15 protein-coding genes are annotated in these 17,095 nt (G+C 27.5%); 12 read left to right on the top strand and 3 right to left on the bottom strand.

Annotated features, from left to right (window positions below; all coding sequences use genetic code 11):
• Nucleotides 1-65 precede the first annotated feature (65 nt).
• Nucleotides 66-293 (bottom strand): hypothetical protein, encoded by a 228-nt coding sequence (locus tag ABUA17_RS05680; protein ID WP_055291140.1) that lies wholly within the window; start codon nt 291-293, stop codon nt 66-68.
• A 400-nt stretch (nt 294-693) separates the two neighbouring features.
• On the opposite strand from ABUA17_RS05680, the gene ABUA17_RS05675 reads away from it, so the two are divergent.
• From ABUA17_RS05675 to ABUA17_RS05650, 6 genes are all read left to right on the top strand, one after another.
• Complete coding sequence (locus ABUA17_RS05675) at nt 694-1,314, top strand: hypothetical protein (protein WP_042393718.1); 621 nt, start codon at nt 694-696, stop codon at nt 1,312-1,314.
• 105 nt (nt 1,315-1,419) lie between these two features.
• A complete protein-coding gene (gene fliB, locus ABUA17_RS05670; protein ID WP_042393722.1) occupies nt 1,420-2,577 on the top strand; it encodes a flagellin lysine-N-methylase in 1,158 nt (385 codons plus the stop codon).
• Nucleotides 2,578-3,000: 423 nt separating this feature from the next.
• Nucleotides 3,001-3,639, top strand: coding sequence for a nitroreductase family protein (locus tag ABUA17_RS05665; protein WP_042393724.1), 639 nt, complete (start codon nt 3,001-3,003; stop codon nt 3,637-3,639).
• Between the two features lie 281 nt (nt 3,640-3,920).
• Nucleotides 3,921-5,486 carry an AbgT family transporter gene (locus tag ABUA17_RS05660; RefSeq protein WP_042393727.1) on the top strand — a complete coding sequence of 522 codons (1,566 nt, stop codon included), beginning with the start codon at nt 3,921-3,923 and terminating at the stop codon, nt 5,484-5,486.
• A 215-nt stretch (nt 5,487-5,701) separates the two neighbouring features.
• Complete coding sequence (locus ABUA17_RS05655; RefSeq protein WP_242833211.1) at nt 5,702-6,037, top strand: GNAT family N-acetyltransferase; 336 nt, start codon at nt 5,702-5,704, stop codon at nt 6,035-6,037.
• A 57-nt stretch (nt 6,038-6,094) separates the two neighbouring features.
• Nucleotides 6,095-6,223, top strand: a complete 129-nt coding sequence (locus tag ABUA17_RS05650; protein ID WP_260457827.1) for a hypothetical protein — start codon at nt 6,095-6,097, stop codon at nt 6,221-6,223.
• A gap of 52 nt (nt 6,224-6,275) precedes the next feature.
• Here the strand turns inward: ABUA17_RS05650 and ABUA17_RS05645 are convergent, their stop codons facing one another.
• Nucleotides 6,276-6,791: an ECF transporter S component gene (locus ABUA17_RS05645; RefSeq protein ID WP_154820479.1), complete on the bottom strand. Its 516-nt coding sequence runs from the start codon at nt 6,789-6,791 to the stop codon at nt 6,276-6,278.
• Nucleotides 6,792-6,970: 179 nt separating this feature from the next.
• Here ABUA17_RS05645 and ABUA17_RS05640 point away from each other — a divergent pair, with 179 nt between their 5' ends.
• The 5 genes from ABUA17_RS05640 to ABUA17_RS05620 all read left to right on the top strand — a co-directional run bounded on the left by ABUA17_RS05640 (nt 6,971) and on the right by ABUA17_RS05620 (nt 12,231).
• Nucleotides 6,971-7,150 carry a hypothetical protein gene (locus tag ABUA17_RS05640; RefSeq protein ID WP_055291988.1) on the top strand — a complete coding sequence of 60 codons (180 nt, stop codon included), beginning with the start codon at nt 6,971-6,973 and terminating at the stop codon, nt 7,148-7,150.
• Nucleotides 7,151-7,383: 233 nt separating this feature from the next.
• Entirely contained in the window at nt 7,384-8,358 is a 975-nt protein-coding gene (locus tag ABUA17_RS05635; protein WP_195951235.1) for an SseB family protein, read from the top strand.
• 187 nt (nt 8,359-8,545) lie between these two features.
• Complete coding sequence (locus ABUA17_RS05630) at nt 8,546-10,273, top strand: ABC transporter ATP-binding protein (RefSeq protein ID WP_055275200.1); 1,728 nt, start codon at nt 8,546-8,548, stop codon at nt 10,271-10,273.
• Nucleotides 10,273-12,051 carry an ABC transporter ATP-binding protein gene (locus tag ABUA17_RS05625; protein ID WP_055291990.1) on the top strand — a complete coding sequence of 593 codons (1,779 nt, stop codon included), beginning with the start codon at nt 10,273-10,275 and terminating at the stop codon, nt 12,049-12,051. The genes ABUA17_RS05630 and ABUA17_RS05625 overlap by 1 nt, the downstream gene beginning before the upstream one ends.
• A gap of 36 nt (nt 12,052-12,087) precedes the next feature.
• Nucleotides 12,088-12,231, top strand: a complete 144-nt coding sequence (locus ABUA17_RS05620) for a hypothetical protein (protein ID WP_156327341.1) — start codon at nt 12,088-12,090, stop codon at nt 12,229-12,231.
• 90 nt (nt 12,232-12,321) lie between these two features.
• Here the strand turns inward: ABUA17_RS05620 and feoB are convergent, their stop codons facing one another.
• A complete protein-coding gene (gene feoB / locus ABUA17_RS05615) occupies nt 12,322-14,685 on the bottom strand; it encodes a ferrous iron transport protein B (RefSeq protein ID WP_042393747.1) in 2,364 nt (787 codons plus the stop codon).
• A 465-nt stretch (nt 14,686-15,150) separates the two neighbouring features.
• Here feoB and ABUA17_RS05610 point away from each other — a divergent pair, with 465 nt between their 5' ends.
• Nucleotides 15,151-17,013, top strand: a complete 1,863-nt coding sequence (locus ABUA17_RS05610) for a 5'-nucleotidase C-terminal domain-containing protein (RefSeq protein ID WP_195951234.1) — start codon at nt 15,151-15,153, stop codon at nt 17,011-17,013.
• Nucleotides 17,014-17,095: the final 82 nt, after the last annotated feature.

Here is a 17,095-nt window from a genome sequence, read left to right as displayed (position 1 = left end):
GTTGCAAAGTTATAAGTTGCAACAGTTTTTATTTAAATTACAAAATTCTTCCATGGTTATATTTATTAGCTAACCTTTTTATGGTTTGCTCTTGCAGCTTCTTCTCTATGCTTTCTAGCATACCAATCTTCACATATATTATCAAACTCTTCCTCAGTTAAATCACTTTTAGACATCATAGAAGTATAAGGTGCATATTTGTTGGTAGTAGTATAGAATTTATCAACTAAGATATGATCCTTCTTATATTCAAATTTGTAGTCTTGATGTTTGTCATAATTATAAATTGTCATAAAATCACTCTCTTTCATTTATTTTAATTTTAAATTATTGTTGACAATATTAAATAAGACTTATTTAAAATATTAGACAATCATTATTTTGTGTACATTTCTTATTTCTTTGTACAAATATATTATATGTTTAAAGTCAATAAAGATCAAAAAAGTATCAGTGATAATGAAGGAGAAACAGTGAGAAAATCAAAATATTAAATGTATAATATTTGAATAAAAAATTTTTTTCATCAATTTTTAAGCAAAATAATCTTATTTAGGAAAAATTAATTAGTAAATAAAATATTTAAATAGTTGTAATAGATTAAATTATTAAATTAAGGCACTTGCAATAATATAGGTGTCTTTTGTTATTTAAAATCATAGGATAATATGAAGCAATTATGGAGGATAGTTAATGAAAAAAAAAAGAAAAAATAAATACAAATGCAGTTGCGATAGATTTGAAGATTTTACGGTTCCTCCGTGTGCAAAGTTTTTAGGAAGTGTTAGTCCATTAGTTAAAGATGGAAAGATAGTCTATAGAAATTATAATAGACTTTATTTATTTTTAAGTTACAATTATTCGAGATTTAAGACAGAACAATATAATCCTTTAAATCCATTAACTTTTAATACTAAAACCAATGGGAATTTACAAATCGATTTATATTGTTTTATTATAGGTTTATATATTAATGAAGTTGAAAAAGGTAATATAAAATTTGATAGAAATGTAAAAATTCATGATAATAAATATGCTGATCAATTTATAAAAAAAGTTATGGGTAATAATTATGATTTAGATAGTTCATTTATACCATCACTAACATATGTAATTTCTAATTCAAGTGCAGTAATTCCATTTTATACTGGAGTTATTGATATAAGTATTACTAATTTTTATATTATCCTTATGCTCAGCAGGTTTAATACTGATTACGGATTATTATTTTCTGATAATGCTTATATTACTAATGATTTTATTAATAGAACACTTGCTAATATTTATGTTGAGTTTAATACATGTAATAATTAATAATAATTGAAAAAGGTTAATTAGGTTGATACTATAATTAATAAATATTAAAATAAATCTTGAATAAATCAAGAAGTAATATATACACATGATGTGAGGTAGAAAATGAAAATAAGAGTACCAGAATATTTTAAAGATTTTAAATGTATATCTTCAGAATGTGAAGATACATGTTGTGCCGGATGGGGAATAGTAATTGATGATGAAACTTATAAAAAGTATCAAAAGGTTGAAGGACCTTTTGGTGAGAGACTAAGAAATGAAATAGTACATGATGCTGGAGAAAATATATTTGTATTAAGGGGAAATAATTGTCCGTTTTTAGATGAAAAAAAATTATGTGATATTTATAAGAATGTTGGAGAAGATGCTCTTTGTTATACTTGTAAACAGTATCCAAGGTATACAGAGGAATTTGGAAGTTTACGTGAAGTTGGAATTTCGTTATCATGTCCTGAAGCTGCAAGAATAATTTTAAGAAATTCAAAGAAAGCTACTTTTGAGTTAGATGAAAATGATGAAGAAGTAAATAGTTATAATGATATTAATGCAAAACTTTATTTAGAACTTATACAATGTAGAAAAATAATATTAGATATTATTCAAGATAGAGAGATTGATTTAAATGTAAGAGCTTCAATAGTATTATATTTCACTAAAGAAATTCAAGATAAAATAGATGAAAATGATATTTCAGATATAAGATTTATTAGGGAAAAATATCTTGATAGAAATTTTGTAAAAGATGTTATCACTACATTGGAGAAATATAATAATAAAGAAAATTATAAATATCATAATATGAAGGAATATTTTAATGTGTTTAAGAGATTAAAGCATATAACTCCTAATGATCCTTTAGGCTTAGATGATGCTATAAGATATTTTTGGCAAAGTGAAGATGATAAAGAGGTGTATTTATCTAAGCATAAGGCATTTAATAAGTATTATAAAGAAAAGATATATAAGTTTGAACATATATTAGTCTACTTTATATTTAGATACTTTATGAAAGCAGTATTTGATTATGATGTATCTGCAAAGATAAAAACAGCAATAGTTAGTTACTTGATGATTAAGGAGTTATGTATTGTAAGATTTACTGAAGAAGGTCAGCTTAATGATGCGGATATAGTTGATATTAGCCATATGTATTCAAAGGATATTGAGCATTTAGAAGAAAATATTGAAAGTTTAGCAGAAATATTTGAAACTAATGATGTTTTTTCTGTTGAAGAAATGTTAATTACATTAATGAATTAAATTGATCACAATAAATTTAAAAAATAATAATATATAAGTATATTAAGTAAAAGAAGGTGCAAAAGACAAGAATTATTCTTTTAGCACCTTTTGTATATTATAAAAAATTGTGGAAGAGTAATGAACTATAGTGTGAGAAAGGAAGATAATATTGTTAAATTTTAAGTGTTTAAGTGATATATTAAAAATGAAAAAAGAAGATAAAAAATTATAAGGTAAGACAATAGGGTCTAAAGCAATGATTCCTGAAGTCTGCCTTTTTTATTTTATAATTAGAATATTAGATTTATTATATAGATGATTTTTAAATTATGAATTTAAAGTTTTATAGAGGATAATATTAAAATTTTCAAAAAGGTATTGTCATATGAAAAATAATGAAATAAGATGAAAAATAAGTAAATAAAAAAAAGGAGATAACATATGAAAAATTTAGATTTTATTTATAATAGAAAAAGTATTAGAAAATTCAAAGATATAGAAGTACAAGAAGAAGATATTATTAAAATGTTAGATGCTGCTATACATGCGCCTTCTCCAAAAAATCAGCAAACATGGCATTTTGTTGTAATTCAAAATAATGAATTAATTAATAAAATAGCAGATATAGTAACTAAAAATCATATAAATTTAGCAGAAATGGCTAAAGAAGAAAAACAAAGAAAACTTATGATGAATTTACTTTCTTATTATACTTGCTTTAGGAATGCGCCAGTATTAGTTGTTGTTTATTCAAAAGAATATTATATGGTAGAAGAGACAATACTTAGAGATAATAATGCTAGTCAAGATATTATTAATGAGCTAAAATTCCCTAATTCCGCAGCACAAGGTATAGGAGCAGCTATAGAAAATTTCTTATTAGCAGCGACAGAACTAGGATATGGAACATGTTACATGACAGGACCAACTCATTCTAAAATAGAAATTGAAGAGCTTATTAACTTTGAAAAAGAAGGATATAATTTAATGTCAATGATAGCACTTGGAGTTGCTGAAGATGATGTTCCAAATTCACCACCACGTAAAAAAATAGAAGAAGTAGTTACATTTATAAAGTAATAGTTTTATGTTAATGAAATAAAAAATCTGGACAAAAGATGTTCAGATTTTTTTATTGGCAAATATTATAAAAATATTTTAAAAGTGAAGATGCGAGGAAATTTTGTAAATTCAAGAAAAATTACGGAAACACAATAAATTATTATTAAAATTAAAATATATAATTATTTTTATAAAAAAATTGCAATAAATAATCGAAAAAGGTTGATAAATTGATAATGGTATAGTAAAATAATACTAAATTAACTATAGATTTGTAGTGAAAAACGTGGGGGGATAAAATGGAACAAAGAACAGAAGAAAAAGTAATTGATTTGCAAGAAAAGAGAAAAGTATCTTTAATTGAAAAGATTGGGAAGAAAATACCAGATCCAGTTATAATATTTGCAATATTTTATGTTGTTGTTTTAGCGGCAACTTTCTTCTTAGGAGGAAAAACATTTGATGTTATGAATGGTGATGGAACTTATACAACTCATACTATTTTAAATATGTTTGATGCAGAAAATGTTCAATGGATATTTTCAAATGCATTACTTACTAACTGGTTAGCATATGGTGGAGGGGTACTAGGTACAATTCTAGTTGTTATGCTAGGTGTTGGTTTAGCAGAAGAGTCAGGACTTTTATCTACATTAATAAAAAAGGTTGGATTAAAAGTTTCAGATAAAATGCTTCCAATAGTTTTAGTATTTTTAGGAATCATGAGTAGTATAGCTACTGATGCAGGTTATGTAATTTTAATACCTCTAGCAGGTCTTTTATATGCAGGGTTAAAGAAAAATCCACTTATTGGTATGGCTGCGGCTTTTGCAGGGGTTTCAGCAGGATTCAGTGCTAACTTAATTCCAGCTACACCAATAGATATAATAATTGGTAATAATGCGAAGATATTTGCAGAAGGACAGGGAATTCCTTTTACTAATGCTGCTGGACAAGCTTTAAATCCAGCTACTATGCACTATTACTTCGTAGTTGCATCTACATTTATGTTAGCAGCTATAGGTGCTTTTGTAACTATAAAGATAATTAAGCCAAGACTTGAAAAAGAAAGTTATATAATTCCAGAGGATATGAACTTAGATGACTTTACAGTTAAGCCTGTTGAAAATAAAGCTCTTAAGTTTGCTGGTTTAGGATTTTTAATTGCAGCTGTATGTGTAATAGGATTATATTTTGGTCCTTTAAAGACTTTTATAGATTCAGATGGTTCGAAAGTAACACCATTTATGGATAATATTATATTAATAATAACATTCTTATTCTTTATGCCAGGGGTATTCTATGGTATAAAAGTTGGAAAGTTTAAAACAGCTAATGATGTAGTTAAAGGTATGTCTAAACAAATGGGATCTATGGGATCAGTTCTTGTTTTAACATTCTTCTCATATAACTTCTTAGCATTATTATCTAAGAGTGGACTTGGAACTTATATTACTTACTTAGGTGGTAATTTATTAAAAGCTATGAATTTATCAGAGTATCCAATTCTTTTAATAATAGGATTTATACTTATTACAGCGGTAATAAACTTATTTGTTGGAGGATTAACTTCAAAATGGATGTTACTTGGTCCAATATTCTTACCAATGTTATATAAAGTAAATTCAAATATGACACCAGAAGTTGTAGCTGCAGCTTATAGAGTTGCTGACTCATCAACTAATATAATAACTCCATTAATGTCTTATGCAGGTATAATATTAGTATTTATGAGAAAGTATAAGCCAGAATATACAATTGGTGATATGATAAGATTAATGATGCCTTACTCAGTAAGCTTCTTAATTGGATGGACAATACTTTTACTAGGATTCTTTGCATTTGGAATTCCATTTGGATTCTAGTATTTAAATAATAAGAATAAAACTCCTTTTACAGTGATTTAATGTAAAAGGAGTTTTGTTTTACATTAGTATTTTTATTAAAAAATATAATATAAAAGAAATAGTATGTACTAGAATTCATATAATAGGATTTTTTAGTTTGTTGAATGTAAAATTTTATATTGATATACTAAAAATAAAGAGGTATAAAGTTAAAAGGGGTAGGAGTTAATAAAATGAGAATAGAAACAGATTATCTTATTATTCGTAATTTTGAATTAAAAGATGAGAAAGATTTAAGAGAATATATGCTACAACGAATAGATGCAGAATTTGAAGGATATCCGGATTTTAAAAAAGAGAAATCAAAAGAAGAAATAAAATTTAGAGCCGAAAGTGATGAATTTTTTGCTATTGAGCTAAAAGAGACTCATAAGGTTATTGGAAATATATATTTAGGGAAAAGGGAATTTAATAACAGAGAATTAGGATATGTATTAAATGAAAATTATCAAAATAAAGGATATGGTACTCAAGCTAGTAAGGCAATAGTTGAATATGCATTTGAATAAGGAGTACACAGAGTTTATGCAGAATGTGCGCCACAGAACATAGCTTCTTGGAAGGTTATGGAGAAGATTGGATTAAAAAGAGAAGCTTATTTTAGAAAAAATGTTTATTTTCATTTAGATTTAGAAGGAAATCCAATATATTGGGATACGTATGTATATGCAGCATTAAACCCTAATGATAAGTAGTAAAACAGGTAGCCTGTTAATTCATATTAGATATGAGCTAACAGGCTTATATTTATACTTTTTTTAATTTTTTAAATACATTAGATTTTTCAAGTGCTGTAGCTAAAACTAGGGCAATAACTATACCAACAATTGACTGAATAATATTACTAGGGATTGATGCGATTGCAGCAGGAAATCCATATAGTATAGTTTCAAATAAAGCATAACCTAATACCTGAAATGCACATCCAAGAATACAGCCTATAATCCAAGCGAATTTATTTTTATTAATTAAATTGTGTGCAATTGTGCAAATGATTATAACCATGATAGCTTTAATAAAAAATGTAGGAATTATATATTGCATGTATCCACTCAATAAATCACATAATGCTGCGCCTAAACCAGCTGCTAATGCCCCTTCTTTCTTTCCTAAAATAAAGGCAGATAGGATAACCATGGAATCACCAATATGAGTATATCCATTTAATGATGGAATTTTAATTAAGTATGTTGCTACAAAGACTAATGCAGCCATTATAGCTATTTTTGTAATATCTTTAGTATTAACACTTTTATTTGACATAAAAAAACCTCCACAATAATTTCCATATTAATAAGATACACTAAATAAAATAAACATTCTAATGTATGGGTACAATTATAGATGGTAATATAATAATGTATTTATATTAAGTTTAAGTTATAGTACATGTAAAATGTGATATAATAGTGAAAAAATAAATGCTTAAAGGAGAACATATTATGGATAAAAATAAAAATGTTAGATTAGGGTTAATTGAATTGTGGAAAAATAAGGCTAGAACTTTAGGATATACTCAAAAAGAAGTTGATGAAAGAAATAACCAAAATTTCTTTTTAAAAGAAGAGTATGATATATTAACTGAATTTTATAGAGAATATGAAAAAGGGAATGTAAAGTAAGAAAATATATATTAAATATTTAAGGAAAACTAAGATTTAAACATAATTATTGACTAATTTTAGTTTTCCTTGTAAAATTATAACATGTTTATGGTAATATATTCTATGTAATTGTTTTAATATTGAGAAAAACACCGAAGATATAAAAGTATAAGTTAATTGGAAATGGGATTAAAAAAGAAAGAAGCAGATAAGTTATAGTAATTTTAATTCTAAGGGAATGAGGGGAAAGAATGGACAATAAAAGAAAAGATGAATTAGGAAGTTTATTTGTATTTAATAATAAATATAGTAATAAGGAGTTTGAAAAGGTTACCATACAAGAGCTTGTATTTTTGATTTATACAATAAGGGTTTTTAAAGAAAAGGAAATTTTAAAAAACTATGATTATGATACTAAAATTATAACATTTACTAAAGTTTTAATTAATAAGATTAAATTAACAAAAAAATTATATATTGCTTATGATAAAAATACTAAATATCCATATTTAGATTTTCAAGGGAGAGCATGGATATTTTCAGAAAAAGAGTTTGCTGATAAAGCAGAAGAATATTTTAATAAAGAAGAAACATTCTTACAGATGAAGGAGTTAATAAACTTAAATGTAATGAATGAATTTGGTAAATTGCATTATTTGGGTATTGAGAAAGTTATAATTGATAATGGACAATATAACATAGAAATAAATAGGAATGATATATTACCATCACCTGATTATAGTAATATACCAGCAAGAAAAATTCCAGTTATGAATCCAAAGCTTCAATTTGCTATGATATATTTTTTCCAATATGCTTATTCAGGGAAAAATTATAAGAATAAGGCAGAAGTAATTCGTGGGTTAGAAGCAAATATGCTTGAAGAGGTTTTAAGAGCTAAATTTTTATTACCAATAAAATTAGAAAGTGATAATATTGGGATTGATAGCAATGGAGCAAATGTTGTTGAAAAAGGAAGTAAAGTTAATTTTACAGTTATTAAAGATAAAGACAGCTTAAGATGGCTTCCAGCATTTACTGATTGGTATGAATTTAATAAGGCTTTTGATAAAAGTAAACTAAAGAGTAGTATTTGTTCTTTTGAAGATATTTTAACTATTTCTAAAAATCTAGAAGGTATAGTAATTAATTGTAATGGGTTAGCTCTGAAGATTGATGAAAACAATAGAAAAGTAATTATGGAATTTATGGAAAATAAAAAATAAATATTTAAGAAGAATATTAAACTGATTGTGTAAAAGTTTAGAATTTTATACAATCAGTTTTTATTATTTTTAGAGTATATATTTTAGATTAAAAATAATTTATTGACATAAAATAAGATTATATGTAGAATTAAAAACTTTATTATGGTAAAATAAGCAAATTAAAAAGTACCAAAGGAGGAGAAAAATGAAATTAATATTAAGGTATTTAAAAAAATATAAAGGGCTTGTCTTACTGAATTTGGTAGGTGTATTTGGATTTGCATTAGTAGAATTGGGTATACCAACAATAATGGCAGATGTAATAGATAAAGGTATAGCCTATAATGATATAAACTATGTAAAGAAAATGGGATTTGTTATTGTTGTAATATCAATATTAGGTGCTATGGGTAGTATTTTGTTAGGATATACTTCAGCAAATATTTCTACAAAGGTAGTCAGAGATATAAGAAATGATATATTTAAGAAAGCACAGGAATTTTCACATACTGAATATGATAAGTTTGGCATTTCTTCTATGATAACAAGGACTACAAATGATGCATTTCAAGTTATGCAATTTACCAATACAATCCTAAGGATGGCCATGATATGTCCAGTAATGTTTATTTTAAGTTTATTTATGATATTAAAAACAAATGTAAGATTATCATTAATATTAGTAGTAACATTACCACTTATAGTATTAGGTGTATTTTTAATTGCAAAAACATCTCATCCATGGTCACAAAGTCAGCAAAAAAACTTGGATACTTTAAATAGGATTTCAAGAGAAAATTTAACAGGAATAAGAGTTATAAGAGCTTTTGGAAATGATGATTATGAAAGCAAAAGATTTAGTAATGCAAATAATAAATATGCAAGTATTTCAAAAAAATTATTTAAATTGATGTCAGTTGCGCAACCATCATTTTTTTTATTACTGAATTTAGCAATAATAGTATTATTTTGGGTTGCTAGTAAAATGATTAATATTGGTATACTACAAGTTGGACAATTAGTAGCATTTATAGAATATTTATTTCATGCAATGTTTTCGTTAATGCTATTTTCAAATGTATTTGTAATGTATCCTAAGGCTCAAGTTTCAGCAGAAAGAATTGAAGAAGTATTAACTTCCGAAACAATAATAAAAGATCCTGTGCAAGGAGTAACAGAAACAAATAATGAAGGTACATTAGTATTTAATGATGTAACATTTACTTATCCAGATGGAGAGGAGCCTGTAATAAAAAATGTTTCATTTAAAGCTAAGAAGGGGGAAACAATAGCTTTTATAGGAAGTACCGGAAGTGGTAAATCAACTCTTATAAATCTTATACCAAGATTTTATGATGTTACGGGAGGTAGCATAAAAATAGATGGAATAGACGTAAGAGATTTTAAAATTAAATCATTACGTCAGAAAATAGGATTTATAAGGCAAAAAACATTACTATTTACAGGAAGTATTAAAAGTAACATAAAATTTGGTAAACAGGAAGCAAGTCATGATGAAGTAGTAGAAAGTGCTAAAACAGCACAAGCATACGATTTTATCAGCAAAAAAGAATTAAAGTTTGATGAACCAATAGGTGAAGGTGGTTCAAATGTTTCTGGAGGTCAGAAACAAAGGTTATCTATTGCAAGAGCATTAGTTAGAAAGCCTGAAATATATATTTTTGACGATAGTTTTTCAGCCTTAGACTTTAAAACAGATGCAATTTTAAGGGCAGAACTAAAAAAAGAAACAGCTGACGCAATAGTATTAATAGTAGCTCAAAGAATAGGTTCAATAATGGAAGCTGATAAAATTATTGTATTAGATGAAGGTAAAGTAGTTGGATGTGGAAAACATAAAGAACTTTTAAAGAGTTGTTCAGTATATAAAGAAATAGCATTATCACAACTTACAGAGGAGGAATTAGCATAATGGTAAAGATTAAGGATTCAATAAATAAAATTACTCCTTTTGTGAAACCTTATAAAATAGGATTTTTAACAGCAATATTACTTATAATCATAGCAGCAGTATTTACAGCGCTTGCACCAAAAACTGAAGGTTTAGTAATAACTCAGCTTACCAATGATTCCTTTGAATTAATCAAGGGAGTACCGGGAGCAAGTGTAAATTTTAAATATATTACAAAAGTTTTAATATTATTATTAGGTGTATATTTAGGAAATGTATTAGCAACATTTGCAGCAAGTTTCTTATTAACTAATGCTATTCAAAATAGTATGAGAGATTTGAGAGGAGCAGTTCAAGATAAAATAAGAAAATTACCAGTGAGCTATTTTGATAAAAATAGTTATGGGGATGTTTTAAGTAGGATTACTAATGATATAGATACTATTTCAAATGCACTTCAACAAAGTTTAAGTCAAGTTGTAAATTCTATACTGTCAGTAGTTTTAGCATTAGTAATGATGTATTCAATAAATATCAAGCTGGCATTAATAGCAACGATTATAATCCCACTAAGTTTTATAGTATCAAAGGTGGTAGTAAGTAAATCTCAAGGATATTTTAAGAAGCAACAAGATGCATTAGGTAAATTAAATGGAACAGTACAAGAAATGTATACTGGATTTAATGAAATTAAATTATATGGGAAAGAAGAGGATGCAATAGAAGAGTTTATCACTATAAATGGTGAACTTCAAGTTGCTGGATTTAAAGCTCAATTTATCTCAAGTACTATGGGGCCACTAGTATCTTTAATTTGTTACCTTGGGATAGCTGCTATTGGTATACTTGGAGCTGTTATTTCGATTGCTGGAGGAATTACTGTTGGTAATCTTCAAGCATTTATAAGGTATATATGGCAAATAAATCAACCTTTATCTCAAGTAACTCAACTATCATCAGCAATTCAATCAGCATTTGCTGCTGTTGATAGAGTATTTGAATTTTTACAGGAGGAAGAAGAAATACAAGATAAAAGCACTTCAATTAAATTAGATAATCCAAGAGGGGATGTTTCTTTTGAACATGTAAGGTTTGGATATAGTGACGATAAAATTTTAATACATGATTTAAATGCGGAAATTAAAGCAGGCCAGATGGTAGCAATAGTAGGACCTACTGGAGCAGGTAAAACTACATTGATTAATTTATTAATGAGATTTTATGAACTTAATGGTGGAGCTATTAAAATTGATGGAGTAGATACTAGAGATATGAAACGTGAAGATTTACGTAGTATGTTTGGTATGGTACTTCAAGATACTTGGTTATTTAATGGAACAATAGAAGATAATATAAAGTATGGTAGGTTTAATGCTACCAAGGATGATGTTATACTTGCAGCTAAAATAGCTAATGTACATCACTTTATAAAAACTTTACCGGATGGATATGATATGTTTTTAAATGAAGAGGCATCAAACATATCACAAGGAGAAAAACAGTTATTGACTATAGCAAGGGCAATAATATCTGATCCAGCTATTTTAATTTTAGATGAAGCAACAAGTTCTGTTGATACTAGAGTTGAGCTTATGTTACAAAAAGCTATGCAAAATATTATGAAAGGTAGAACAAGCTTTGTGATAGCTCATAGATTATCTACAATTAAGAGTGCTGATTTAATACTAGTAATTAAGGATGGAAATATAATAGAGCAAGGAAATCATGAAGAATTAATGGAAAAAGGTGGGTTCTATAAAGAATTATATAATAGTCAATTTTCCGAAGAGGCAGAATAAGTAACAAATAATAAATTTATATTGGAGGTGTTATTCATGAAAGATAAAGAACAAGATAAAGAAGAGTTTTATAAGAAAATACAACAAGAACAAATGTTAATAGATATAGATGAATTTGCTCATAAAATGCTTGAGGGAGAAGAGGAGAATATTCCAGGAAGTAATAAAGGATTAGATTAAAAATATAGTAAAGTACACCTATAAATGAACTGCCCTTTAAAATAAATATAGGGCAGTTCATAAAATTAATTAAAGTATTTGATTTCACTTTTATACAAATCCTAATAATAGACCAATCATATGAATTAAAAAAGAAATAATCCAAGCTATTGCACATTGTATTACTACAATTCCAAGGGCAGCCTTTCTTGAGCCCAGTTCTCTTTTAATACATGCTATTGCAGCAACACAAGGTGTATATAATAATGTAAATATTAAAAATACAAATGCAGTAAAAGGTGTAAATAATGTTGATAAAGCTGATGTATTCCCGCCTAATAAAACTGTTAATGTGCTAACTACACTTTCTTTTGCTGTAAAGCCTGTAATCAATGCTGTGGAAATCCTCCAGTCTCCAAAGCCTAAAGGAATAAATAAAGGAGTTATTAATCCACCAATACTAGCTAACATGCTTCTACCAGAATCTGCTACGACATTAAGTCTAGTATCAAAAGTTTGTAAAAACCATATTATAATAGTTGCTACAAAAATAATTGTAAATGCTTTTGTAATAAAGTCTTTAGCTTTAGTCCAAATTAGTTGCCAAACACTTTTAGGACTAGGAAATCTATAGTTTGGTAGTTCCATTACAAAAGGTATTGGCTCACCTTTAAAGGCACTATTTTTAAGAAGTAGGGCAAATAAAATACCAACTATAATTCCGGAAAAATACAAAATAACCATAACTAACACGCGATATTTATTAAAAAAAGCATAAGTGAACAAAGCATAAATTGGAAGTTTAGCTGAACAACTCATAAAAGGAATTAATAAAATTGTCATTTTGCGATCACGCTCAGATGAAAGTGTCCTTGTTGCCATTATAGCAGGGACAGAACATCCAAAGCCAAGAAGTAAGGGAACAAAACTTCTACCTGAAAGTCCTATTTTTCTTAAAAGTTTATCCATTATAAAAGCAATTCTTGCCATATATCCACTATCTTCTAAAATTGATAAAAAGAAAAACAATACAACTATTATAGGTAAAAAGCTAAGAACGCTTCCAACACCACCAAAAATACCATCAATTACAAGTGATTTTACTGTTGGATTAAGTCCATAAGAGGTTAATGCAGTGTCACAAATATTTGTAAACCAGTTTATTCCATAAGTTAGTAAATCTGAAAATGTAGCACCTATTACATTAAAAGTAAGCCAAAATACAATTGCAATAATAGCAATAAAGGAAGGAAGTGCTGTATACTTTCCAGTAAGTATGTTATCTATTTTTATACTTCGTTTATGAGATTTACTTTCTCGGGCCTTTATAACAGTATTATCGCATACTCTGTTAATAAAGCTAAAGCGCATATCTGCCAGAGCAGCTTGTCTATCCTTTCCAGTTTCATTTTCCATTTCAATTATAATATGATTTAGCATTTGTTTTTCATTAGTATCTAGTTTTAAAGCTTCTAAAATAATGTGATCTCCTTCAACTAGTTTTGTAGCTGCAAATCTTTCTGGGATATGTGCATTTTTAGAGTGATCATCGGTTAAATGTATTATTGCATGAATGCATCTATGGATTGCGGCTTGTTCATCAGAAATTTTTTCATCACAAAAATCTAACCGTCCAGGGCACTCATTGTATCTGGCTACGTGAATAGCATGTTCTATTAGTTCATCAATACCCATATTTTTTGAAGCTGATATTGGGACAACTGGAATTCCAAGAGTTTCTTCCAATAAATTAACTTTAATTGTACCACCATTTTCTTGAACTTCATCCATCATATTTAAGGCAAGAACCATAGGAATATCCATTTCAATTAGTTGCATAGTTAAATAAAGGTTACGTTCAATATTAGTAGCATCCACAATATTTATTATTCCCCTAGGACGATTATTAATAAGAAAATCTCTAGTTACAATTTCTTCATCAGTATAAGGAGAAAGAGAGTATATTCCAGGGAGATCTGTTACTGTAGCTTCAGGATGATTTTTAATAATTCCATCTTTTCTATCAACTGTTACACCAGGGAAATTACCAACGTGTTGATTACTTCCTGTTAACTGATTAAAAAGAGTAGTTTTACCAGAGTTTTGATTTCCTATTAAACCAAAGGTAATAGGTTCACTTTCACGTAATTCATTTCCTTTTTTACGGACATGATAAATGCCCATTTCACCAACTTGCGGATGTGGAATATCGTTAATTCTTTCTTTTAAATCTTCAGTATACTTTGTATCTTGAATGTCTTTAATTTCAATTTTTGCAGCATCCTGTAGTCTTAAGGTTAATTCATAGCCACGTAAGCGTAATTCTATTGGGTCTCCCATAGGTGCTGTTTTTATAAGAGAAACTTTAGTTTCAGGAGTAAGTCCCATATCCAGAAAGTGATTTCTTAATGCTCCTTTGCCTCCAACTTTTACAATAGTAGCAGTTTTTCCAACTTCTAATTCATCTAATGTCATTTTAATCACCTACCTTTAATTACTTAACTAATATAATAATTATTCAAAAAAATAATTTATTTGATTAAAATAAAAATTTTATTAGAAAAAGTTGAATTAAATTTGTTTAAATATACAAAAAAGAAATAGTTTAATATTTATTTTCAATAAAATTTATTACAAATATAAGTATAAACAATAAAATGAATGGAAATATCAGCAATAAAGAAATCTAGTATTTCAGATTAAGTATTATATATAAAATTATAAGATGTAAGAAATAATAAAAGTATATCATTGGAAATAAATAAAGAAGAAAAGATAATATTATTAAATATATTATAAAAATATTTAGTGTAGCATAAAGGGAAAAAATAATATATACGAATATTGTAGAAAATGTTGAAAAAAATATTCGTATAATGTAAAATGCTAATTGAACAAAGGGATAAAATGTAATTATCTTTACAAATGGAGGGGAAAAACTTGTTAAAAAACAATAATAAATTAATTGCATTAATTACAGCACTTACAATAAGTGTAGGAATGGTAATGCCGTCTAGAATAGCAAAGGCAGATGAAATTACTAATGAAACTATTGAATTAGTAGATGAAGTTTCAAATAGTGATGAATCAAAAATGGATAGTGGAAATAAAGTAATTGATATTTTAAGCTTTAATGATTTTCATGGAAATGTTTTAGAATCAGGAAAGAATATAGGTGCGGCGAAATTAACAGGCGTAATCAAAGAGTATCAAACTAAAGATGAAGCAAGCGATACATATGGTGTTGTAACTGTATCAGGGGGAGATTTATATCAAGGTACAGCAATATCAAACATATTAGAAGGTAAGCCAGTAAATGAAATGATTAAAGAAATTGGAATGGTAGCTTCAGCTATTGGCAATCATGAATATGATTGGGGTTCAAATAAAATAAAAAATTGGGCTGATGAAGCAGGATTTGATTTTGTTGCTGCAAATTTAATAGATGAGACTACAGGTACAATACCAGACTATGCAGTTCCATATATTATAACAGATGTAGAAGGAGTTAATGTTGCATTTATAGGTATTGCGACTCCAGAAACATTAACAAGTACAAAAGCAGAAAATGTAATAGGATTGAAGTTCTTAGATATAATTGAGACTTTAGATAAATATTCTCAAATAGTTAGAGCTGAAGGTGCAGATATAGTAATTGCATTAACTCATTCACCAGCAACTGAAGATAGCAATGGAGTAATAACAGGAGAAGCAGCTGAAATTGCAGCAAATGCAAATGATATTGATGCAGTTATTGCAGCTCATAATCATAAATTTGTAGATGGATTTGTAACAAATATCAATAACGGTAAAGAAATTCCTGTTGTGCAAGCTGGTTATAATGGTAGAGGACTATCAGTGCTTACTTTTACTGTTGATGATAATAATGAAATAATAAGTATAGATGCAAATACAAGACAATTCTATGTTGAAAGTACAGTTAATGACTTCCCTATTGATAAAAATGTTGATGAAGCAATATCTAAATTTAATGATGAATTAGCACCAACTTTAGCAACTGAAATAGTTGATTTAGAATTTGATTTAGATCATGATAGATATGCTGGTGTTACACCACTTGGTATTACAGTTGCAGAAGCCATGAGACAAGCCGGAGGAACACAAGTAGCAATTGCAAATGGTGGAGGTATTAGAGCGCCATTGTCTAAAGGAATGTTAACACTAGGAGATATGTATACAATATTACCTTTTGATAATAATGTAGTTACTATGAAAGTAACAGGAGCTAAGCTAAAAGAATTAATTCAGCATGGAATTAATCCAGATGGATTTGGATGGGGGCAGTATTCAGGTTTAACAGTTTGGTATGATTCAAAAACAGATGAAATAACTTCAATGAGATTATCAGATGGAACAAAAGTTGAAGATGATGAATATTACACACTAACAAGTATTGATTTCCTGATGACTGGTGGAGATAGCTATAATTTTGATGGACACATTGATCCAGTAATAATTGGAGAAATGAGGGATGTAATCATAAATGAATGGCAAACAAAGGGAATAGAAAAGTTAAATTATAATTTATTAATTGACGGAGAAGATACTACTGATATTGTTGCAGATGAAAAAGTAGAAGTTAAGCCAGAGATTACTCCAGAGCAAGTTCCTTCAGAAACTCCAGATTCAAATGAAAATGTAGAAAGTGATAAAGGAACAGGAAGTGTTGAAAAGTTACCACAAACAGGTACACCATTATCTTCAGCACAAGTTATATTTATATCATTAGCTATAATTGCTGTTGGATTTGTTATTTTTAATAAAAAAGAAGAGATTGCATAAAAATTAAAGGGGCTGTATCAAAATAAATTTTGATATTAGCCGATAAAAAAAGGAGGGTTCGAATTCGAATCCTCCTTTTTGC

The sequence above is a fragment of the Clostridium sp. RTP31139st1_H3_RTP31139_211217 genome, assembly GCF_040227035.1.
Lineage (GTDB): Bacteria > Bacillota > Clostridia > Clostridiales > Clostridiaceae > Clostridium > Clostridium saudiense.
Note: the sequence above shows the minus strand (reverse complement) of the source record. Positions and strands in the feature narration are given on the sequence as shown.